Origin of the sequence: Xanthomarina spongicola (genome assembly GCF_003148645.1) — a bacterium.
Lineage (GTDB): Bacteria > Bacteroidota > Bacteroidia > Flavobacteriales > Flavobacteriaceae > Xanthomarina > Xanthomarina spongicola.
In genome coordinates, this window is record NZ_QGGP01000007.1 from 57,183 (window position 1) to 73,662 (window position 16,480).

20 protein-coding genes are annotated in these 16,480 nt (G+C 30.0%); 16 read left to right on the forward strand and 4 right to left on the reverse strand.

Annotation, left to right across the window (positions count from 1 at the left end; translation table 11 throughout):
* Positions 1 to 43: 43 nt before the first annotated feature.
* A complete protein-coding gene (locus tag LX78_RS12370) occupies positions 44 to 859 on the forward strand; it encodes a 2,3,4,5-tetrahydropyridine-2,6-dicarboxylate N-succinyltransferase (RefSeq protein ID WP_109682979.1) in 816 nt (271 codons plus the stop codon).
* Here the strand turns inward: LX78_RS12370 and LX78_RS12375 are convergent.
* Positions 856 to 1,647 (reverse strand): lipopolysaccharide kinase InaA family protein, encoded by a 792-nt coding sequence (locus LX78_RS12375; protein ID WP_245881527.1) that lies wholly within the window; start codon positions 1,645 to 1,647, stop codon positions 856 to 858. The two genes, LX78_RS12370 and LX78_RS12375, sit on opposite strands and share 4 nt — an antisense overlap.
* Before the next feature lie 98 nt (positions 1,648 to 1,745).
* Here LX78_RS12375 and LX78_RS12380 point away from each other — a divergent pair, with 98 nt between their 5' ends.
* Together LX78_RS12380 and LX78_RS12385 are read left to right on the forward strand one after the other, a co-directional pair.
* Positions 1,746 to 2,822, forward strand: coding sequence for a glycosyltransferase family 9 protein (locus LX78_RS12380; RefSeq protein ID WP_109682980.1), 1,077 nt, complete (start codon positions 1,746 to 1,748; stop codon positions 2,820 to 2,822).
* Positions 2,819 to 3,388: a class I SAM-dependent methyltransferase gene (locus LX78_RS12385; protein WP_109682981.1), complete on the forward strand. Its 570-nt coding sequence runs from the start codon at positions 2,819 to 2,821 to the stop codon at positions 3,386 to 3,388. The genes LX78_RS12380 and LX78_RS12385 overlap by 4 nt, the downstream gene beginning before the upstream one ends.
* Before the next feature lie 5 nt (positions 3,389 to 3,393).
* Here LX78_RS12385 and LX78_RS12390 read toward each other — a convergent pair whose 3' ends face one another.
* Entirely contained in the window at positions 3,394 to 4,215 is an 822-nt protein-coding gene (locus LX78_RS12390) for a glycosyltransferase family 2 protein (protein ID WP_109682982.1), read from the reverse strand.
* 246 nt (positions 4,216 to 4,461) lie between these two features.
* On the opposite strand from LX78_RS12390, the gene LX78_RS12395 reads away from it, so the two are divergent.
* The 9 genes from LX78_RS12395 (at position 4,462) to LX78_RS12435 (ending at position 10,891) form a co-directional block, all read left to right on the forward strand.
* Positions 4,462 to 4,728, forward strand: a complete 267-nt coding sequence (locus tag LX78_RS12395; protein ID WP_109682983.1) for a hypothetical protein — start codon at positions 4,462 to 4,464, stop codon at positions 4,726 to 4,728.
* 252 nt (positions 4,729 to 4,980) lie between these two features.
* Positions 4,981 to 5,316, forward strand: coding sequence for a hypothetical protein (locus LX78_RS12400; RefSeq protein WP_109682984.1), 336 nt, complete (start codon positions 4,981 to 4,983; stop codon positions 5,314 to 5,316).
* Positions 5,317 to 5,524: 208 nt separating this feature from the next.
* A complete protein-coding gene (locus LX78_RS12405; protein WP_146192581.1) occupies positions 5,525 to 6,376 on the forward strand; it encodes a hypothetical protein in 852 nt (283 codons plus the stop codon).
* Between the two features lie 130 nt (positions 6,377 to 6,506).
* Positions 6,507 to 7,289, forward strand: a complete 783-nt coding sequence (locus LX78_RS12410) for a hypothetical protein (RefSeq protein WP_109682986.1) — start codon at positions 6,507 to 6,509, stop codon at positions 7,287 to 7,289.
* Between the two features lie 157 nt (positions 7,290 to 7,446).
* Positions 7,447 to 7,824 (forward strand): DUF2200 domain-containing protein, encoded by a 378-nt coding sequence (locus LX78_RS12415; protein WP_109682987.1) that lies wholly within the window; start codon positions 7,447 to 7,449, stop codon positions 7,822 to 7,824.
* A gap of 44 nt (positions 7,825 to 7,868) precedes the next feature.
* Positions 7,869 to 8,402, forward strand: coding sequence for a GNAT family N-acetyltransferase (locus LX78_RS12420; protein WP_109682988.1), 534 nt, complete (start codon positions 7,869 to 7,871; stop codon positions 8,400 to 8,402).
* Positions 8,403 to 8,499: 97 nt separating this feature from the next.
* On the forward strand, positions 8,500 to 8,919 hold the full coding sequence (locus LX78_RS12425) for a hypothetical protein (protein ID WP_109682989.1): 420 nt from the start codon (positions 8,500 to 8,502) through the stop codon (positions 8,917 to 8,919).
* Between the two features lie 41 nt (positions 8,920 to 8,960).
* Entirely contained in the window at positions 8,961 to 10,127 is a 1,167-nt protein-coding gene (locus LX78_RS12430) for a C45 family autoproteolytic acyltransferase/hydolase (protein ID WP_109682990.1), read from the forward strand.
* A 26-nt stretch (positions 10,128 to 10,153) separates the two neighbouring features.
* Positions 10,154 to 10,891 (forward strand): glycosyltransferase family 2 protein, encoded by a 738-nt coding sequence (locus LX78_RS12435; RefSeq protein ID WP_109682991.1) that lies wholly within the window; start codon positions 10,154 to 10,156, stop codon positions 10,889 to 10,891.
* Positions 10,892 to 10,894: 3 nt separating this feature from the next.
* Here the strand turns inward: LX78_RS12435 and LX78_RS12440 are convergent, their stop codons facing one another.
* On the reverse strand, positions 10,895 to 11,614 hold the full coding sequence (locus LX78_RS12440) for a polysaccharide deacetylase family protein (RefSeq protein WP_170109852.1): 720 nt from the start codon (positions 11,612 to 11,614) through the stop codon (positions 10,895 to 10,897).
* 99 nt (positions 11,615 to 11,713) lie between these two features.
* On the opposite strand from LX78_RS12440, the gene LX78_RS12445 reads away from it, so the two are divergent.
* The 4 genes from LX78_RS12445 to LX78_RS12460 are packed head-to-tail and all read left to right on the forward strand — an operon-like array spanning position 11,714 to position 15,165.
* Positions 11,714 to 12,460 carry a glycosyltransferase family 2 protein gene (locus LX78_RS12445; RefSeq protein ID WP_109682992.1) on the forward strand — a complete coding sequence of 249 codons (747 nt, stop codon included), beginning with the start codon at positions 11,714 to 11,716 and terminating at the stop codon, positions 12,458 to 12,460.
* A gap of 5 nt (positions 12,461 to 12,465) precedes the next feature.
* Complete coding sequence (locus tag LX78_RS12450; protein WP_109683123.1) at positions 12,466 to 13,533, forward strand: glycosyltransferase family 4 protein; 1,068 nt, start codon at positions 12,466 to 12,468, stop codon at positions 13,531 to 13,533.
* Between the two features lie 48 nt (positions 13,534 to 13,581).
* Positions 13,582 to 14,484, forward strand: a complete 903-nt coding sequence (locus LX78_RS12455; protein WP_109682993.1) for a glycosyltransferase family 2 protein — start codon at positions 13,582 to 13,584, stop codon at positions 14,482 to 14,484.
* A 21-nt stretch (positions 14,485 to 14,505) separates the two neighbouring features.
* On the forward strand, positions 14,506 to 15,165 hold the full coding sequence (locus LX78_RS12460) for a class I SAM-dependent methyltransferase (RefSeq protein WP_245881528.1): 660 nt from the start codon (positions 14,506 to 14,508) through the stop codon (positions 15,163 to 15,165).
* Positions 15,166 to 15,169: 4 nt separating this feature from the next.
* Here the strand turns inward: LX78_RS12460 and LX78_RS12465 are convergent, their stop codons facing one another.
* Complete coding sequence (locus tag LX78_RS12465; protein ID WP_109682994.1) at positions 15,170 to 16,399, reverse strand: glycosyltransferase; 1,230 nt, start codon at positions 16,397 to 16,399, stop codon at positions 15,170 to 15,172.
* Positions 16,400 to 16,480 lie beyond the last annotated feature (81 nt).

Below are 16,480 nucleotides of genomic sequence, written 5' to 3' on the forward strand. Positions count from 1 at the left end.
TTTCAATTATAGAGTTATCTTTGCCAAAACACATTCAAAAAACATGAAACAATTACAGCAAATTATAGAAAACGCTTGGGATAACAGAGAGTTATTATCAGACAAACAAACTATAGATAGTATTCGAAAAGTTATATCCTTACTTGACGAAGGGACTTTAAGAGTCGCTGAACCAACTACAAATGGCTGGCAAGTAAACGAATGGGTAAAAAAAGCTGTGGTATTGTATTTTCCAATTCAAAAAATGGAAACTTTTGAAGTCGGTATTTTTGAATATCACGATAAAATTCCTTTAAAAACTGGTTATGCTGAAAAAGGAATTCGTGTTGTGCCTCATGCAGTTGCAAGACATGGAGCATACATTTCTAAAGGCGTAATTATGATGCCTAGTTATGTTAATATTGGTGCTTATGTAGACGAAGGCACTATGGTAGATACTTGGGCTACTGTTGGTAGTTGTGCTCAAATTGGTAAAAACGTCCATCTTTCTGGTGGTGTAGGTATTGGTGGTGTTTTAGAACCCTTACAAGCTGCTCCTGTTATTATTGAAGACAATGCTTTTATTGGTTCTCGTTGCATTGTTGTTGAAGGTGTAAAAGTTGAAAAAGAAGCTGTTCTTGGAGCCAATGTGGTTTTAACAGCTTCAACAAAAATTATTGATGTTACAGGAGACAAACCTGTTGAAATGAAAGGTATTGTTCCTGCTCGTTCTGTAGTTATTCCTGGAAGTTATACTAAAGAGTTTCCTGCTGGAACTTATAATGTACCATGTGCTTTAATTATTGGTAAGCGTAAAGAAAGTACCAATAAAAAAACATCGCTTAACGATGCCTTACGTGAGTATGATGTTGCAGTTTAATTTTTAGAAAATCTCATCTTTCGTCCAGATTTACGTAATTTTTTAGAATTTACTTTTTTCTGAAACGCTCTACTATGCTTCAACATTAAACTATAAGTTTCTTTGTAAGATGTCTTATATAATTCCGAATATGTTTCAGACATGATTTTCACCATGGTTTTAGACAACCATAAACGTCTAAAATTGTGCATGCGTTTATTAAAATCCATAGTTTCGAAACGCATTCGGTTTAAATCTATTAAATAGAAATCGTATTGTTTCTCTAGCTTTTCAACAATTAAAGTGTTTCCAGGAGAATGATCTAAAAAGTTAATATTGTTTTCATGCAACTTAAACGTAAAGGCTGTAAACTGCTGTAAAATCTCCTTTCGGTTTGGAAATAACGGTTTATGGATTAAATCTCTAAAATCGAAATCGTAGTCAACATGTGTACTTATATAATAACTGGTTGTTAGACCAAAAGCATTAGTGTTTTCAATGTATGCTATTGGAAAAGGTGTTGAAATATCACAATCAATCAATTTTTTAGCATATTCAAAAGAACGTTTGGCTTTAGATTTCCTAATGTATTTATACACGAAACTGTTAAATGCATTTGGTATTTTAAACGACTTAATATTTATAGCTTCTCCATTAACTTCAAATTGTTTTATTACATTTCGTTGACCAATAGTTACATCCTTACCAGATGCTTCAAAATCTAAAATAATAGATTCTAGAGTTTCCTTTAAATGTTGGTATTTAGAATGTAAGTGTATAATAGTAATAACAATTTTGAAATTTCTCAAAGATATGTTAATTGATATTTTAATAAAAGTAGAAAATATAATACTTTGCAGTTGATTAAGTTTACCGTAAAAGATTCCTGATTATTTGGGAAATGACTATGAAAAAAATACTTGTCATACAAAACAAACGTATTGGAGATGTTTTAATAGCTTCAGTTATTGCACAAAACATGAAAAAAATCTATCCAGAGAGTCAGATTGATTTTTTGGTGTACGATTATACTGTTGGAGTTATTGAAAACAATCCTTCTATAGACAGCATTATTTCAGTTAATGATAAAGAACTAAAAAAACTTGGCAATTTAAAACAGCTCATTCAAACAGTTAAAAAAAGAGAATACGACATAATCTTCGATCCATATTCCAAACTCCAAAGCCGTCTTATTTGTTATTTCTCGAAAGCTCCAATTAGAATTGGTTTTCAAAAAAGAGGTAAAAATCCACTTTTAAAATTCTATACGCATAATATTCCTTTTTTAGAGGACAAAACAAATATCTGTGGAAAAGCCATTGAAGATAGGATTAATATGGTAACCTCGGTTTTTTCTTTACCAGAAAACAACATAGATTTCGAACCAAAAATTGTTTTAACTGAAAAAGAAAAACAATACAACAAAATAGATAGTTACAACAAGCCCTTTATTATGCTTGGTATTTTAGGTAGTACACCTCAAAAATCCATGCCTTATAATTACATAGTAGAACTTATAGATTATATTACAGACAACTACCAAGTGAATGTGCTTTTCAACTATGCACCAAACCAAAAAGAAGATGCATTAAGCATATATAAAGATTGCAAAAACAAAGACAATATTATTATAGATATATATGAAGATAGCATTCGTGGTTTTATAAAACTCATGAATAAATGCGAACTTTTAGTTGGTAACGAAGGTGGTATTGTCCATATCTCTAAAGCTTTAAACAAACCTACATTTACTATTTTTTCGCCTTATGTTATGAAAGATCATTGGGCTAGTTTTGAAGATGGCAAAAAACATGCATCCATTCATTTACTGGAAGAAAAACCAGAATTGTATAATGAAAATAGTGTTGAAAACAGACGAAAAATTGAAGCAGATCCAAGCTTTATGTACAAGCAATTAACGCCAGAATTAATATTTCCTAAGCTGGAACAATTCTTAATGTTACATTTAAAAAACAATACATGAATATTATAGACAAGTTTCATAATTGGCGAAGAAAACAACGTTGGAATAAACAATACAAAAAAGGACGTTGGAATAATTTAAAGAACCCAATTGAAGCGTCTAGATATAATACTATTAAAAATTTTATTATTGCTTATGGAAAAAGTAAACCAAGTATTTTAGACTTAGGCTCTGGTGAAGGCGTTCTTAACGAATATTTAGATTCAAATTCTTATGCTTATTTTTTAGGAATAGATTTCTCTAAAGTCTCAATAGAATATGCTAAATCGAAGCAATTTCCTAATTCAGAATTTATCTCAGCAGACATCCATAATTATACACCAGAAAGAAAATTTGATGTTATTATTTTTAATGAAGCTTTTTATTATGTGCATGATTCTGAAAAAGAAAACGTTTTTCAACGTGTAATTTCTTGTTTAGAAGACAATGGTATACTTATCGTTTCTATATACAGAGAAGGATTGGGTTGCTGGGAATATTTTAATAATCTGGAACAACTAAATTTTAAAGTTGTAACGACAACTCAAGAAAAAACTTACTGGAAAATAGGTGTTTATAAAAAATAACTGTTTTATTTCTTAACAATTCCAAAATCGGTCCACGTTTTTTGTTCCGTTTTAGTTGTCTTTCTAATGGCTAGATTTTTATTAATGGATTCTTGATTTTTATAACCTCTTGGATGGTCTAAATGAATACAAACAGCACTATACCTTATTTGCTTTCCTTTTACACCAAGATTCATTAAGCGCTCGCCTAATTCTCTGTCTTGACCTCCATATTGCATGCGCTCATCAAAACCATTAATAGCCACAATATCCTTTTTCCAGCCAGACGCATTGTGTCCATTCCAACTAGCATTGGTTGGAGTAATAGTATTTAAAAACCAAGATTTAAAACCTTTAGCTGTTAATTTATTGTTTTTAAAAGAGGTATTCAATCCTTGAGATTTCAACCATCTTAAATTAAAACATTTACCACTTAAAATTGATTCCTTAGTAATAGCTTTAGATATAGACATTGGTAACATAAAATAGCCACCAGACAAAAAATAACCTATTTCCCTTTCTCTAAAATGCACCTCAACAAAATCTTCTCTTGGAATACAATCGCCATCAGACATTAAAATGTAATCTGCCTGACATTCTACAATGGCTTTATTTAAAATTTGTGATTTTTGAAACCCATTGTCTTCATGCCAAACATGAGTAATTGGATAAAACACCTCTTTTTTAAAAGCCTCAATAAGATCTATGGTTTCCTGTTTAGAGCCATCGTCTGCAATAACAACCTCGAAGTTTTGATACGTTTGATTGTTATATCCATGTAATACTTTTGCCAGCCATTCTGGGGAATTATAAGTGCTTATTATTACAGAAATAGAAATCTCGCTCATCAACTTGTTGTTTTTGCATGGCAAAGATAAACATATTTCAGGTATTTATTTTATGAGTTTAAAAGAGACCGTTTACAATTAAAAACTTTTATATTTGGGAATATATATAAAAAGAATAAACACTCTAGTGTTTATATTCCATTGTTGGCAAACATTTGAAAAGTGAAATTTAGAACATTTATATTATTCCTATTTTTAATCCAAATTTCCTATTCCCAGAAAATAGATTCGATACAGAGTTATTCAATGGAAATTAAAGGTTGGGAATCCTATTTTAAAGGAAATAAAGAAGATGCTAAACTTCAATTCAAAAAAGCTATTGAATTAGACTCAACTAATTTTATGGCAAAAATTGGACTTTTTAATTCAAAAACGGAGAATGAACTAACCGAAAACGATTATGAATTAACAAAAAACCTTCCAAATAAAGGAGATTTTAAAAATCTAATGTTCAACTTAATGATGTCCAGTCAAGTTGACAAACAACTTCCGGATTCCATTAAAGTAATGTGAAATAAATATGATGAAAATTATATTCAATTTAAAGCACGTCTGACTGATTCAGAATTTAAAGTTTATGATGAGGATGGTGAAGTTAGACAGACTGGAGCTTTTAAAAACAGGAAACCCATTGGAACTTGGAAAAAGTATGGCTATGAGAACAAACTTCACCATTCTTTTACCTTTTCCCAAGAAAATGATACCGTAATAATTAAATATTACACACCCAATGGATATGTTGCAAGAAAAGAATTAACAACTGGAATGCCCTTCACAAATGAAAGTAAAAAGTTTAAAGAAATTGTTTATTGGCAAGAAACACCAGGAAAAGACATTGATTATTTATTTGTCACTAAAAATGGATTCACGGTTTTTGACAAAGAAAACCCTGTTGTGTTTGACGAAACGACACCTGACAACATAATACAAATGAAATTTAATCCTGAAACTTATAGTCAAGAAGCCTTCATCTGGAAAAACGGAAAGACAATACCTTTTGAATTTTGTCCTTATGATGGAACAAAAGTGACCTATTTAGAAAATGGAGTGAAAAAATCCTATCGTTGGGAAGATTGTAAAAAAGTACCAATTAATAAATAAAAACGTTTGCCAATCCGTTTATAATTCATTACTAGTACTCGCCCACTTCTGAAAATCCTCGCAGATTTTTTACCTGCCTACCAGCAGGCAGGTTCGGTTTGTATTTGCTAAATTTAGGGTTTAAATAAATAACGTAATCATACAAAAAAGTGTTGTACACAATTAAACCATAAATAATAATCAAAATGAATCTAAAAAATTCAAGTTTATGAAAACTAAAGTAACCTTATTTTTACTCTTTATGAGTATCGGAATTTCTACAATAGCACAAAACTTCGACATCATTCTAAAAACGAATGGCGAAGAAATGGAAGGAACTGTAAAAGGTATTGAAGAGGAAACTATATCCTTTATTTATAAAAACGAAACAATTGTTTATAAAGTGAAACAAAGTGATATTGTAAAAATCACCTTCGCTTCTGGGAGAGTACAATTTTTTAATAAATTTGATCAACCAGGAAATTCTAATGATGTAAGCCTGGAAGACCATCATAATAAAGTAGCCGTTTTGCCCTTTGCTTATATTAAAGACCAACAGGCAGGAGATCAGGTGATGAGTAATAAAATACAGACTGAAACTTTCGCGCTTTTAAATAAACATCGTGGAGGTTTAACCTACTTAAGTGTTAACGACACGAATGCGTTATTAATTAAAGCAGGAGTTACTAATAATAATATTCAAGGGTATACTATGGGAGAAATCTGTACGATTTTAGGAGTTGAATATGTAATTCAAGGAATGGTTTCAGTTGAAAAAACAACCCAACAAAATATCAATACTTATTCTGAAACCACAAAAAACAAAGGAAATAATAAGGCTTATGTTGATAGTAATGGACATTTAATTGGAGATCCCTTAAATAATGGCAAAAGTCAATCTTATGGCTCTTCTATATCAACCAAAACTCAGAATTATGCAACTTCTATGACGATGAATATATTCAACGATAAAGGAGATAATATTTTTAGTCAAGACCATACGTCCTTTTGGAATACTCAAGATGCCTATAAAATTACTTTAAAGTACTTGGCAAAAAGAATGCCTTTATTCAAGAAATAAATAATGGAATATAGAAAACTTTATATAACAAAAAGCTGAGTAATAAAACATACTATTTTAGTGCTTAACCAATTTAAAAGTGCGTGTTTGTTTACACACACAAAACCCTTTACACAAAAAAACAAACAATATGCATAAAAAAATATTTATAGTTTCGTTGCTAATTTTATTAACAAGTATTGGATATGCTCAATCTGATAAAATAAAAATTAAATCAGAAAATCTTAATGAATCAAATTATCTAAAAGTGGATGATTTTTATTTAACCCATTATTTGTATATCGACTTATTTTTAAGAGAGAATTTATTTCCAGAAGCAAATCCAGAAGATGTTTCCTCTATACTAAATGCATTAAAAAAGTATGTTTCATTAGAAAACAAGTTAGATATTGAAATTGAAAAACCTGGGAAAAAAAATTATTTAATTCGATTTGCACTATTAAAGAAAGATGACGGAACGGAACTTTTAATTGCATTTACAAACTGGAGTACGAAAGAAAAAATATTTGAGAAAGAAATAAAAATAGAGAACGATTCCTACACGAGATGGTATTTTCTTAATGGAAACAAAATGACCTATAGAAAAGATATGTCTAATGAGAATGATTATTCAAATATGACCAAATCTGACCTAGTCAACGCTTATCTGTTCGATGAACTATCAGAGAACGATATGGAAATAAAAAACACCTTAGACGAAATTCTAAATGAAAGTGATTTGAATGTATCAGATACTATTATGGCTAATTTAATTCTCTTGAAATATCAAATTTTCCAAAGAGATAACGACAATGTGATTAAGCAAACCGAATACTTAAATAAACTGTTTGAAAACAATAAATCGGAATCTAATATCAGAGGACTTGAAATGGCCTTTGACGCAACAAAATTTCAAATAGAACTAATGAAATAAATACAGTTAACATTAACGTATATATTTTATAGATAGCAATTACCTACTTACCAAGTTCTTACAGATTTTTTACCTGCCTACCAGCAGGCAGGTTCGGTTTGTATTTACTAAATTGGGTGCTTAAAACTGTTAACAACCCTTACAAAAATCATATAAAATGAAAGTTACTACCGAAAAAAATGAAAAAGTTGCCAATATGATATTTGCTTCCATTTATCCACTTTACTTGATTAGGTTGGAGAAGAATGGTAGATCAAAAGAAGAACTGAATCAGGTAATAGAATGGTTCACTGGTTTTGATAAAGATAAATTACAAGCACTCATTGAAGAGAAAGTAACTTTTAGAACATTTTTCCAAAAAGCTAAAATACATGCTAACGCACACTTAATTAAAGGAGTGGTTTGTGGTTATCGAATTGAAGAAATAGAGGATGAATTTGAATTGTATAGACAGTGCAGACGTATGGAAAAGCTAATTGATGAATTGGCAAGAGGTCGTAAAATGGAAAAAATTTTGCGTGAAGAAAAAAAGTAGAAACTGTTGCTAACAAAAAACTGAAACAAGAACAATTATAATCCATGCAAATCCAATTCAGAAAACTACAACCAAAAGAATCAAACTCATATAGAGAGATTAGATTGGAATGTTTGAAGAATTTTCCAGAAAACTTTGGCTCTAATTATCAAGATGAAAAAGCAAAGGATGTTTTATTCTTTCAACCTCATATTGAAAAGCAAAACACAAATAATTTTATTATTGGAGCATTTAACAACAATAACTTAGTTGGAATTTCAGGTTTTAATAGATACGAAAGTGAGAAAACAAAACATCGAGGCAGAATCATTCAGGTCTATGTAAAACTAGAATATCAAGGACAACATATTGGTTCAAATATTATTAAAGCCACAATTGAAGAGGCCTTTAAAATATCAGGAATTGAGCAAATAGAAATTAATGTACTTACAAATAATGTAAATGCAGAAAAACTATATAATAAATTAGGCTTTGAAGCTTACGGTGTTCAAGAGAATTACATTAAAATTGACAACAAATATTACGATCAAAAAATGATGCTGTTATATAAAACAGTTTATCATTCAAAGTATAATTGACATTTATTCAAATCTATAGCATCAATTCTTTTACTATCTTAGTCCTCAAGTCACCAAAACCAGAAACTAACTTTTCCTACATAAAAACACTAAAATCATGAATTCAACAGTAAAAAACATTTTAGCAGTAGTTGCAGGAATCATTATTGGAGGCATTGTCAATATGGGATTAATAAATATAAGTGGCTCTATTATTCCACCACCAGAAGGTGTAGATAATACAACCATGGAAGGTTTAAAAGAGTCCATGCATTTGTTTCAACCCAAACATTTTATATTTCCATTTTTAGCTCATGCTCTTGGAACACTTGTTGGAGCCTTTATAGCAGCTAAAATTGCTGCAACTCGAAAAATGACATTCGCTTTAGTAATTGGTGCCTTTTTCTTATTAGGTGGCATTACCAGTGTTATGATGCTTCCTTCACCTACTTGGTTCTCCATACTTGATATTGTTGGAGCTTATATTCCTATGGCTTATATTGGAGGAAAGCTCGCTATAGGAAAAACGGAATATTAAAATTCACTTACAATTAACCGAACATAAATATCTAAATTATTATGAAAAATATATTTATATTATTATTACTCTTAACATTTGAAGGTTTTGGACAACAAGCTAATAGAGATTTACAAATAATTACGCTTTCTGGAAGTGGTTATGACCTTGGCTTACAACATGGTAAACAATTAAAAGAAGAAATTGGAGACATTATTAGTGCATGGAAAAAAAATACTTCTAATGCATTAAAAAAAGATGCAGATTTAGTTGTGGCAGAGTTCTTTGAATATGCTAATTTTGATGAAGCCATTAAAAAATGGACACCAGACCTATATGAAGAAGTAAAAGGAATTGCAGATGGTTCTGAACAAAATTTCAATGATGTGTTTGTTTTGAATTTACTCGATGAGTTTTGGGTTTATCTAGACAATCTGTACAACCATCATTGTAGTAGTTTAGGTGTGCCAGCAAGAAATGGAAATCCAGGCTATATTTCACAAAACATGGATCTTGAAAATTATACTGATGGTTTTCAAGTGCTCATGCGTTTAAAAAGAATAGAAAATCGTCCAGAACAATTAATTTTAACACATCCTGGATTAATTGCATTAAATGGTATGAATGAAGATGGCATTGGTGTCTGCGTAAATACGCTTATGGAATTAAATGCTTCTGCTTCAGGATTACCTGTGGCATTTGTTGTTAGGCGCATTATAAATACCACAGATAAAGAAGATTTATTATCCTTTATCCAAACTGTAAATCACGCTTCAGGACAAAATTATATCTTAGGCATAAAAGGTGAAGTTTACGATTTTGAAGCTTCTGCAAATAAAGTCGTTAGATATAACCCCTTAAATGAAAATGGTACAGTTTACCATACAAACCATCCTATTGTAAATGATGATGTAAAATCTTGGCACAATCAGTTCAATCCTAATTTAAAAGAAAAAGAAAAACCTAAAAAGACAAATAGCCATTTAAGATTTAATGCTGTTGAAACTAGAATGGCAAATAGTGAAGAAATTAATGATCAACAGATAATGGATGCCTTGCGCTCTAAAGACGATAAAAACAACCCTGTTTGTAGAACAAATAATAACAATGGTTATGGGTTTACCTTTGCATCTACTATCATGACAATGTCTGAAAAACCTTATATACAAATTCTTGCTGGACCACCTGATGAATCTGATTATATACGAGTTGATTTTAGTTCAAAATAATAATTACCTTTGAAGCTTTAATTGCCATGAAAAAACTATCTGTCATCATTCCTACTTATAACGAGGAAGCCTATTTAAAAAATGCGCTTCTTTCGGTTTCTTTTGCCGATGAAATTATTGTGATAGATTCTTTAAGTACAGATAAAACAGTAGAGATAGCTGAAGCTTTTGGCTGTAAAATATTAAGCAGAAAATTCGATAATTTTTCCAATCAGAAAAACCATGCACTTCAATATGCTACTGGAGAATGGGTTTTATTTATTGATGGTGACGAACGTATTACATACAAGTTAAAGCAAGAAATTCTTGAAGCTATGGATTCTGGGAAACATGCTGGATACAAGCTCAATTTTCCTCATTTTTATATGAATCGTTTTTTGTACCATCATAGCGATCATGTAACCAGATTAGTTCTTAGAGAAAAATGTCGATTTGAAGGTTCTGTTCACGAAAAACTAATTGTAGAAGGAAGTGTTGGGAAACTTAAAAACCCTGTTTTACATTTCACATACAAAGGTTTGATGCATTACATAAGTAAAAAAGACAGTTATGCTTGGTTTCAAGCCGAACAGCTTTTAAACAAAGGTAAAAAAGCTACCTATTTTCATATAGCATTCAAACCTTTCTACCGTTTTTTTAGCAGTTATGTTTTACGTGGTGGTTTTCTAGATGGCATTCCAGGATTGGCAGTTGCCAGCATTAATGCCTATGGCGTTTTTTCTCGTTATGTAAAACTTATGCTTCTTCAAAAAGGTATTAGATAGGTTTTAGAAAAAAAGTTTTCCAAACTTCAATTTTCGTTTAAAAGTAGCTAGACTATCTTCTCCTTTAATATCTAATCGCTGAATTTCGTAGTTATTTTTAAATGGAAATGTATTTACTCTATTTCCAATTCTCAAACCATAAGCTATTTGATTTTTATGCAACAAATTAATAAATGTTTGTTTCTCTTCTCCTTTTCTTGGATACTTTCCGTAAGGATAAGCTAATGTATTATGTACTTCTAAATGGTTTTCAACTATAAATTTTTTACATAAATCAAAATCTATCTGGATATCTTCAAGAGTCATCTCATCATATTTATTATGTGAAAAACTGTGTAAACCAAGCTCGACAACTTCAGAATCTAAAATTTGTAATTGTTCAACAGACATAATTTTTTCTTCATCTGTATTCCATGAATCCACACCATTTACATATTTAAATGGCACATAAAAACAGGCTTTTAAACCATACTTTTTCAGCAACGGATAAGCCATTTCCAACTGATTTACATATACATCGTCGAACGTAATGATAACGGCTTTCTTAGGGAAATCTGCTAGACCTTTTATATCCTGAAAATCTTTAAAATGAAGTGATTGATAACCGTTTTCCTTTAAAAAAGCAAATTGTTCTTCCAATTTTGAAACAGCAATAGTTAAGCCTTGACTCTCTTCGAGATTCGCACTCACACTATGATACATTAAAACAGGTAGTTTAGGCATTGCTTGTTATTATTGAAAAAAATCTATGTAAATTGATTACTTTTGACACAAATATATAAAGGCATTAGCAATATATTTGATAAATCTGAAATTTTATAAATGATAAGCGCTTTAGCTATAACCTACAACGAGGAATCCAACATTGAAAGCTACATTGAGAGCCTGTCTTTTGCCGACGAAATTATTATTGTAGATTCTTTTAGTACAGACCAAACGGTTGCTCTAGCAAAAAAACATAAGGTAACAGTTGTGCAACGAGCATTTGATAATTTTTCAGCACAAAAAAATCATGCTATTTCTCTAGCTAAAAACGACTGGGTTGTGTTTTTCGATTTAGACGAAAAAATTTCAGAATCTCTAGCAAAGGAAATAGTTTCTACAGTAAATTCTAAAAATCCATTGAAAGCCTATAAAGTAAAACGCAACTTTATTTTTATGGGTAAACGCTTAAAATATAGTGGTTTTCAAACAGATGAAGTTATCAGGTTATTTAATAAGAATTTCTGTAAATACAACGGAAATTCGGTTCATGAAACCATTGAAACTTCAGAAAAAACAGGTCTTTTAAAAAACACTTCAGATCATGATACCTATAAGGATTTTGATAGTTACAATCAGAAATTAAGTCAATATAGCAAACTACAAGCAGAGCAATTATTCGAAAAAAATGTACGTCCTAACATGTATCATTTCCTGTTTAGACCTTGGTACAGGTTTATGCATCAATACTTTTTAAGAGGTGGTATTTTAGATGGTAAAGAAGGATTTATTTTAGCCTATATCAATGCCTTTTCAGTATTTAAACGTTATATTCAACTTTGGTTGATGTATAGAAAAATTAATTGATTGTTATGCCAAATATATTTTTAGAATCTCATAACATTAAAAATCAATTCTTCGGATTTGGACAATTCAATTACCATCTAATAAAAGGATTGTATCATGCCAATCCAGATGATTTTAAAATGACTTTACATGTTAAAGATGCTTCTAAATTAAAAGATGAATTTGGCAGCTTCTTCAACTATAAAAAATACTTTTCTTTTAGAAGATATCCTGCTTTAAGAATTAGAAAAAAATACGATGTTTGGCATTCTTTAAACCAGAATATCAAAATTGAACCATTTCATAACATTCCTTATATCTTGACAGTTCATGATGTGAATTTTATAGATGAAGTTTCTAAAGACATGGATCATGAAGTGAATATTAGATTTCAGGAGAAACTAAACAGAAGCTCAGCTATAACATACATTTCAGAATTTGCTAAAACCTCTACACATGCTCATTTTAAAGTACCAAGTGTTCCAGAGTATGTAATTTATAATGGCAATCCTATTGCAGAGATTACGTTACCTGAAAATCACAATCCAAAGCTCACTACATCTAGACCTTTTATATTTAGTATTGGCGAGTTTACCGAACGCAAAAACTTTCATACACTTGTAGAAATGCTTTCGCATTTGCCAGATTACGACTTGGTTTTATCTGGAAATAATGAAACCTCTTATGCTTCAGGAAAATTAGCAAACACCATTGAGTCTTTAAATTTAAAGAATCGTGTCTTCATTACTGGTAAAATTGGAGATTTAGACAAGCAATATTATTTAAAAAATTGTACAGCTTTTGTTTTTCCTTCGCTTCGTGAAGGTTTTGGTATACCACCAATTGAAGCCATGCGTTTTGGAAAACCAGTTTTCCTGTCTAATAACACTTCTTTACCAGAGATTGGTGGAAAACATGCTTTTTATTGGGATCATTACGAATCTGATTATATGGCAAACGTCTTTAACAATGGTATGAATGAATATCTTAATAAGAAAGAAACTTATGCTACTGCCTATATTGAAAGAGCAAAAAGTTTTAATTGGGATAATACTGCCAAGCAGTATATTGAAGTTTACAGAAGTCTTTTATAACAACTTGCTGAATAAAAATTAGTAGCTTTGTTTCATTAAAATCTATACATGAAGGATATTTCGGTAATCATTATTAATTACAACACAGCATCTTATACAATTAGTTGTGTGGAGTCTGTATTAAAATTAACAAACCCTAAATTAGATATCGAAATTATTGTTGTAGATAACAATTCTAAGTCTGAAGATTATTCATTTTTAATAGAAAGTCTACCAGAATCAAATAAAGTAAAACTTTATAGAAGCATTATAAATACTGGCTTTGGTGGAGGCAATATGTTTGGTGCTCAATTTGCTCATGCCAAATATCTTTTGTTTCTAAATAACGATGCTTTTTTACAAAACGACTGCTTGTCTATTCTACATGATTATATGGAAGAGCATCCAGAAATTGGTGTTTCTACTGCACAAAATTATGATGAATATGGAAAACATGTGGTCTCATTTGATCATAATAAAGGCATTAGAAAACTTATTTTTGGACGTAGTTTTTTGGAGAAGAATTTTTCTAAAAAACATCCAAAACGTAAAAAAGAATACACAGATCCAATAACTGTTAATTATGTAAATGGTGCTTTTATGTTTTTTAAAAGTGATGTATTTGCATTAGTTGGTGGTTTTGATACAAATATCTTTTTGTATTTCGAAGAGATGGATATATGCTATAGAATAAATAAATTAAATTATAAAAGTGTCTTGGTACCTAAAGCTAAAATAACCCATTACCAAGGTGTTAGTACTGGAATGTCGAAAGCAATTAGTAAAGAAGGATTATTGTCTTATTTCTATGTGATTAAAAAGAATTATCCATATTTAAAATATGCTTTTATAAGATTATATTATTGTTTAACATTTTTAATAAAACCAAAGAAATGGTTTATGTTGCCATTGGTTTTAAAAGGCGTACATTTATCTGAATCCTTGAAACAAAAGCAACAGATTCATTTTTAAATAAAACCATACTTATTAATTATGGATATAGATTACAATCACAAACCAGATGATTATTTTGAAAATGAACGAATGGAAATGCTTCAATTCCTTCCAAAAAATGCAAAATATGTTCTTGATGTTGGTTGTAGTAATGGTGGTTTTGGCAATCTTATAAAATCTAAAACTTCAGCCGAAGTTTGGGGAATAGAGCCTTTAGAGCATGCTTCAGATAATGCAAAAAAAGCATTGGATAAGGTTATAACTAAGTCTTGCGAATTGGCTATTGATGAATTACCTTCTAAATACTTTGATGCTATTTTTTTTAATGATGTTTTAGAACATCTTATAGATCCTTATTCAGTTTTAGAAATTATGAAAGAGAAGCTTAAAGACGATGGCAAAATAATTAGCTCCATACCAAACATAAGATATCATAGAACCTTTTTAAAATTGTTATTTAAAAAAGATTGGGAATACCAAGATGAAGGAGTTTTAGACAGAACACATTTAAGATTTTTTACCTATAAAAGCATAAGTAACATGTATGAAAATGCTGGTTATGTTGTTGAAAAAAACATTGGAATTAATGGTGGAAAATCTTTAAAACCATTTTTAGTCAATATTCCACTTCTTTTCTCAGGAATGGATATGAAATATCCACAATTTGCTACTGTTGCAAGTAAAAAAAATATCACTTAATTGTTTAAGAGTTACTTAAATCGTTTAAAACTTTCTGGACGTTAGCTTCAATATTATCTACTGAAAAAGGTTCCAATATGTCTTTCGAAGCATCACTAACTTTCATCCATAAGGCATCATCTTCATATAGTTTTAGAATTTTATCTGCCATACCTTGTGCAGTATTATCTATTAAAGCTGATGCATGTACTCCAAAATCAAATCCTTCTGCACCAACTTCAGTTGTAATTACTGGTAAACCAAATTCTAAACTCTGACCAATCTTTCCTTTTACACCAGCACCAAAACGTAAAGGCGCTACAAAAACTCTAGAAATATTAAAATAATGAGAGATGTCTTCAACATAACCTAGAACAGAAAATCGTTCTGAATTTAAAGCTAACATTTCTTTAGTAGGATAACTTCCAACAATAGTAACTTTAATATTTTTATTTTCTTTCCATACCAAAGGCATGATATCGTGATATAAAAAACTTACAGCATCTTCATTGGGTTTGTGCGAGAATCCTCCAACAAAAAACAATCCTGATCTTTGCTCTAAAAGTTTTTGCTTTATACCTTTATGTTGATGAACATTGCTTATGGTAAGCATCTTATCGTCATTAGAATAAAACTCATTTAATGCCAGTTTATCTGCATCAGAGATAGTAATAATCTTATCTGCTTTTTTACAATTTTCTACTTCAATATACTTGTATTTATCCGCTTCCTTTTTAATCTTTTTATCATTAGACTTTTCCCATTCACGTTCTAATCTTAAATAATGAAAATCGACCATGTCATAGATTAGTTTAATAGATTTATTAGCAGATACCAGATCTACATAATCTTTAAATACGTCTGCTCTATGCAGCCATGCAAAATCTATTTTTTCTAAAATATTTAGAATAAAGGATTCTCCAGTAATAAAATTTCCATTTTGATCAATAGATGGCTCATACACTACAACACCTAAATTCTTATAATGATTTACATATTCTGTTTTGTATTTATATTCTTTTTTATCGGCAACTAAAAAAACACCAAAATTATTTTTAATTAATATCTGAATAATCTTGTGTAAGCGTCTAGATCCTGAATCTTTATCGAATTCCGGAATAATTGAATCAATAATAAGGACATTCTTTTTAGAGTAAGCAATCTTTGAAAAATCGAAAACTTTATTGGCTTTTTTTAAAGCAACTTTAAGTTGGTGATTTTTATATTTTAATCGTAAGTCTTTGTAAAACGACATATATATTAGATTTTGCTCTTAATCTTCCTTTGTAATGCGAAAATAAGTATTTACCAATAAAGTTTTCCTTCAATTTCCATT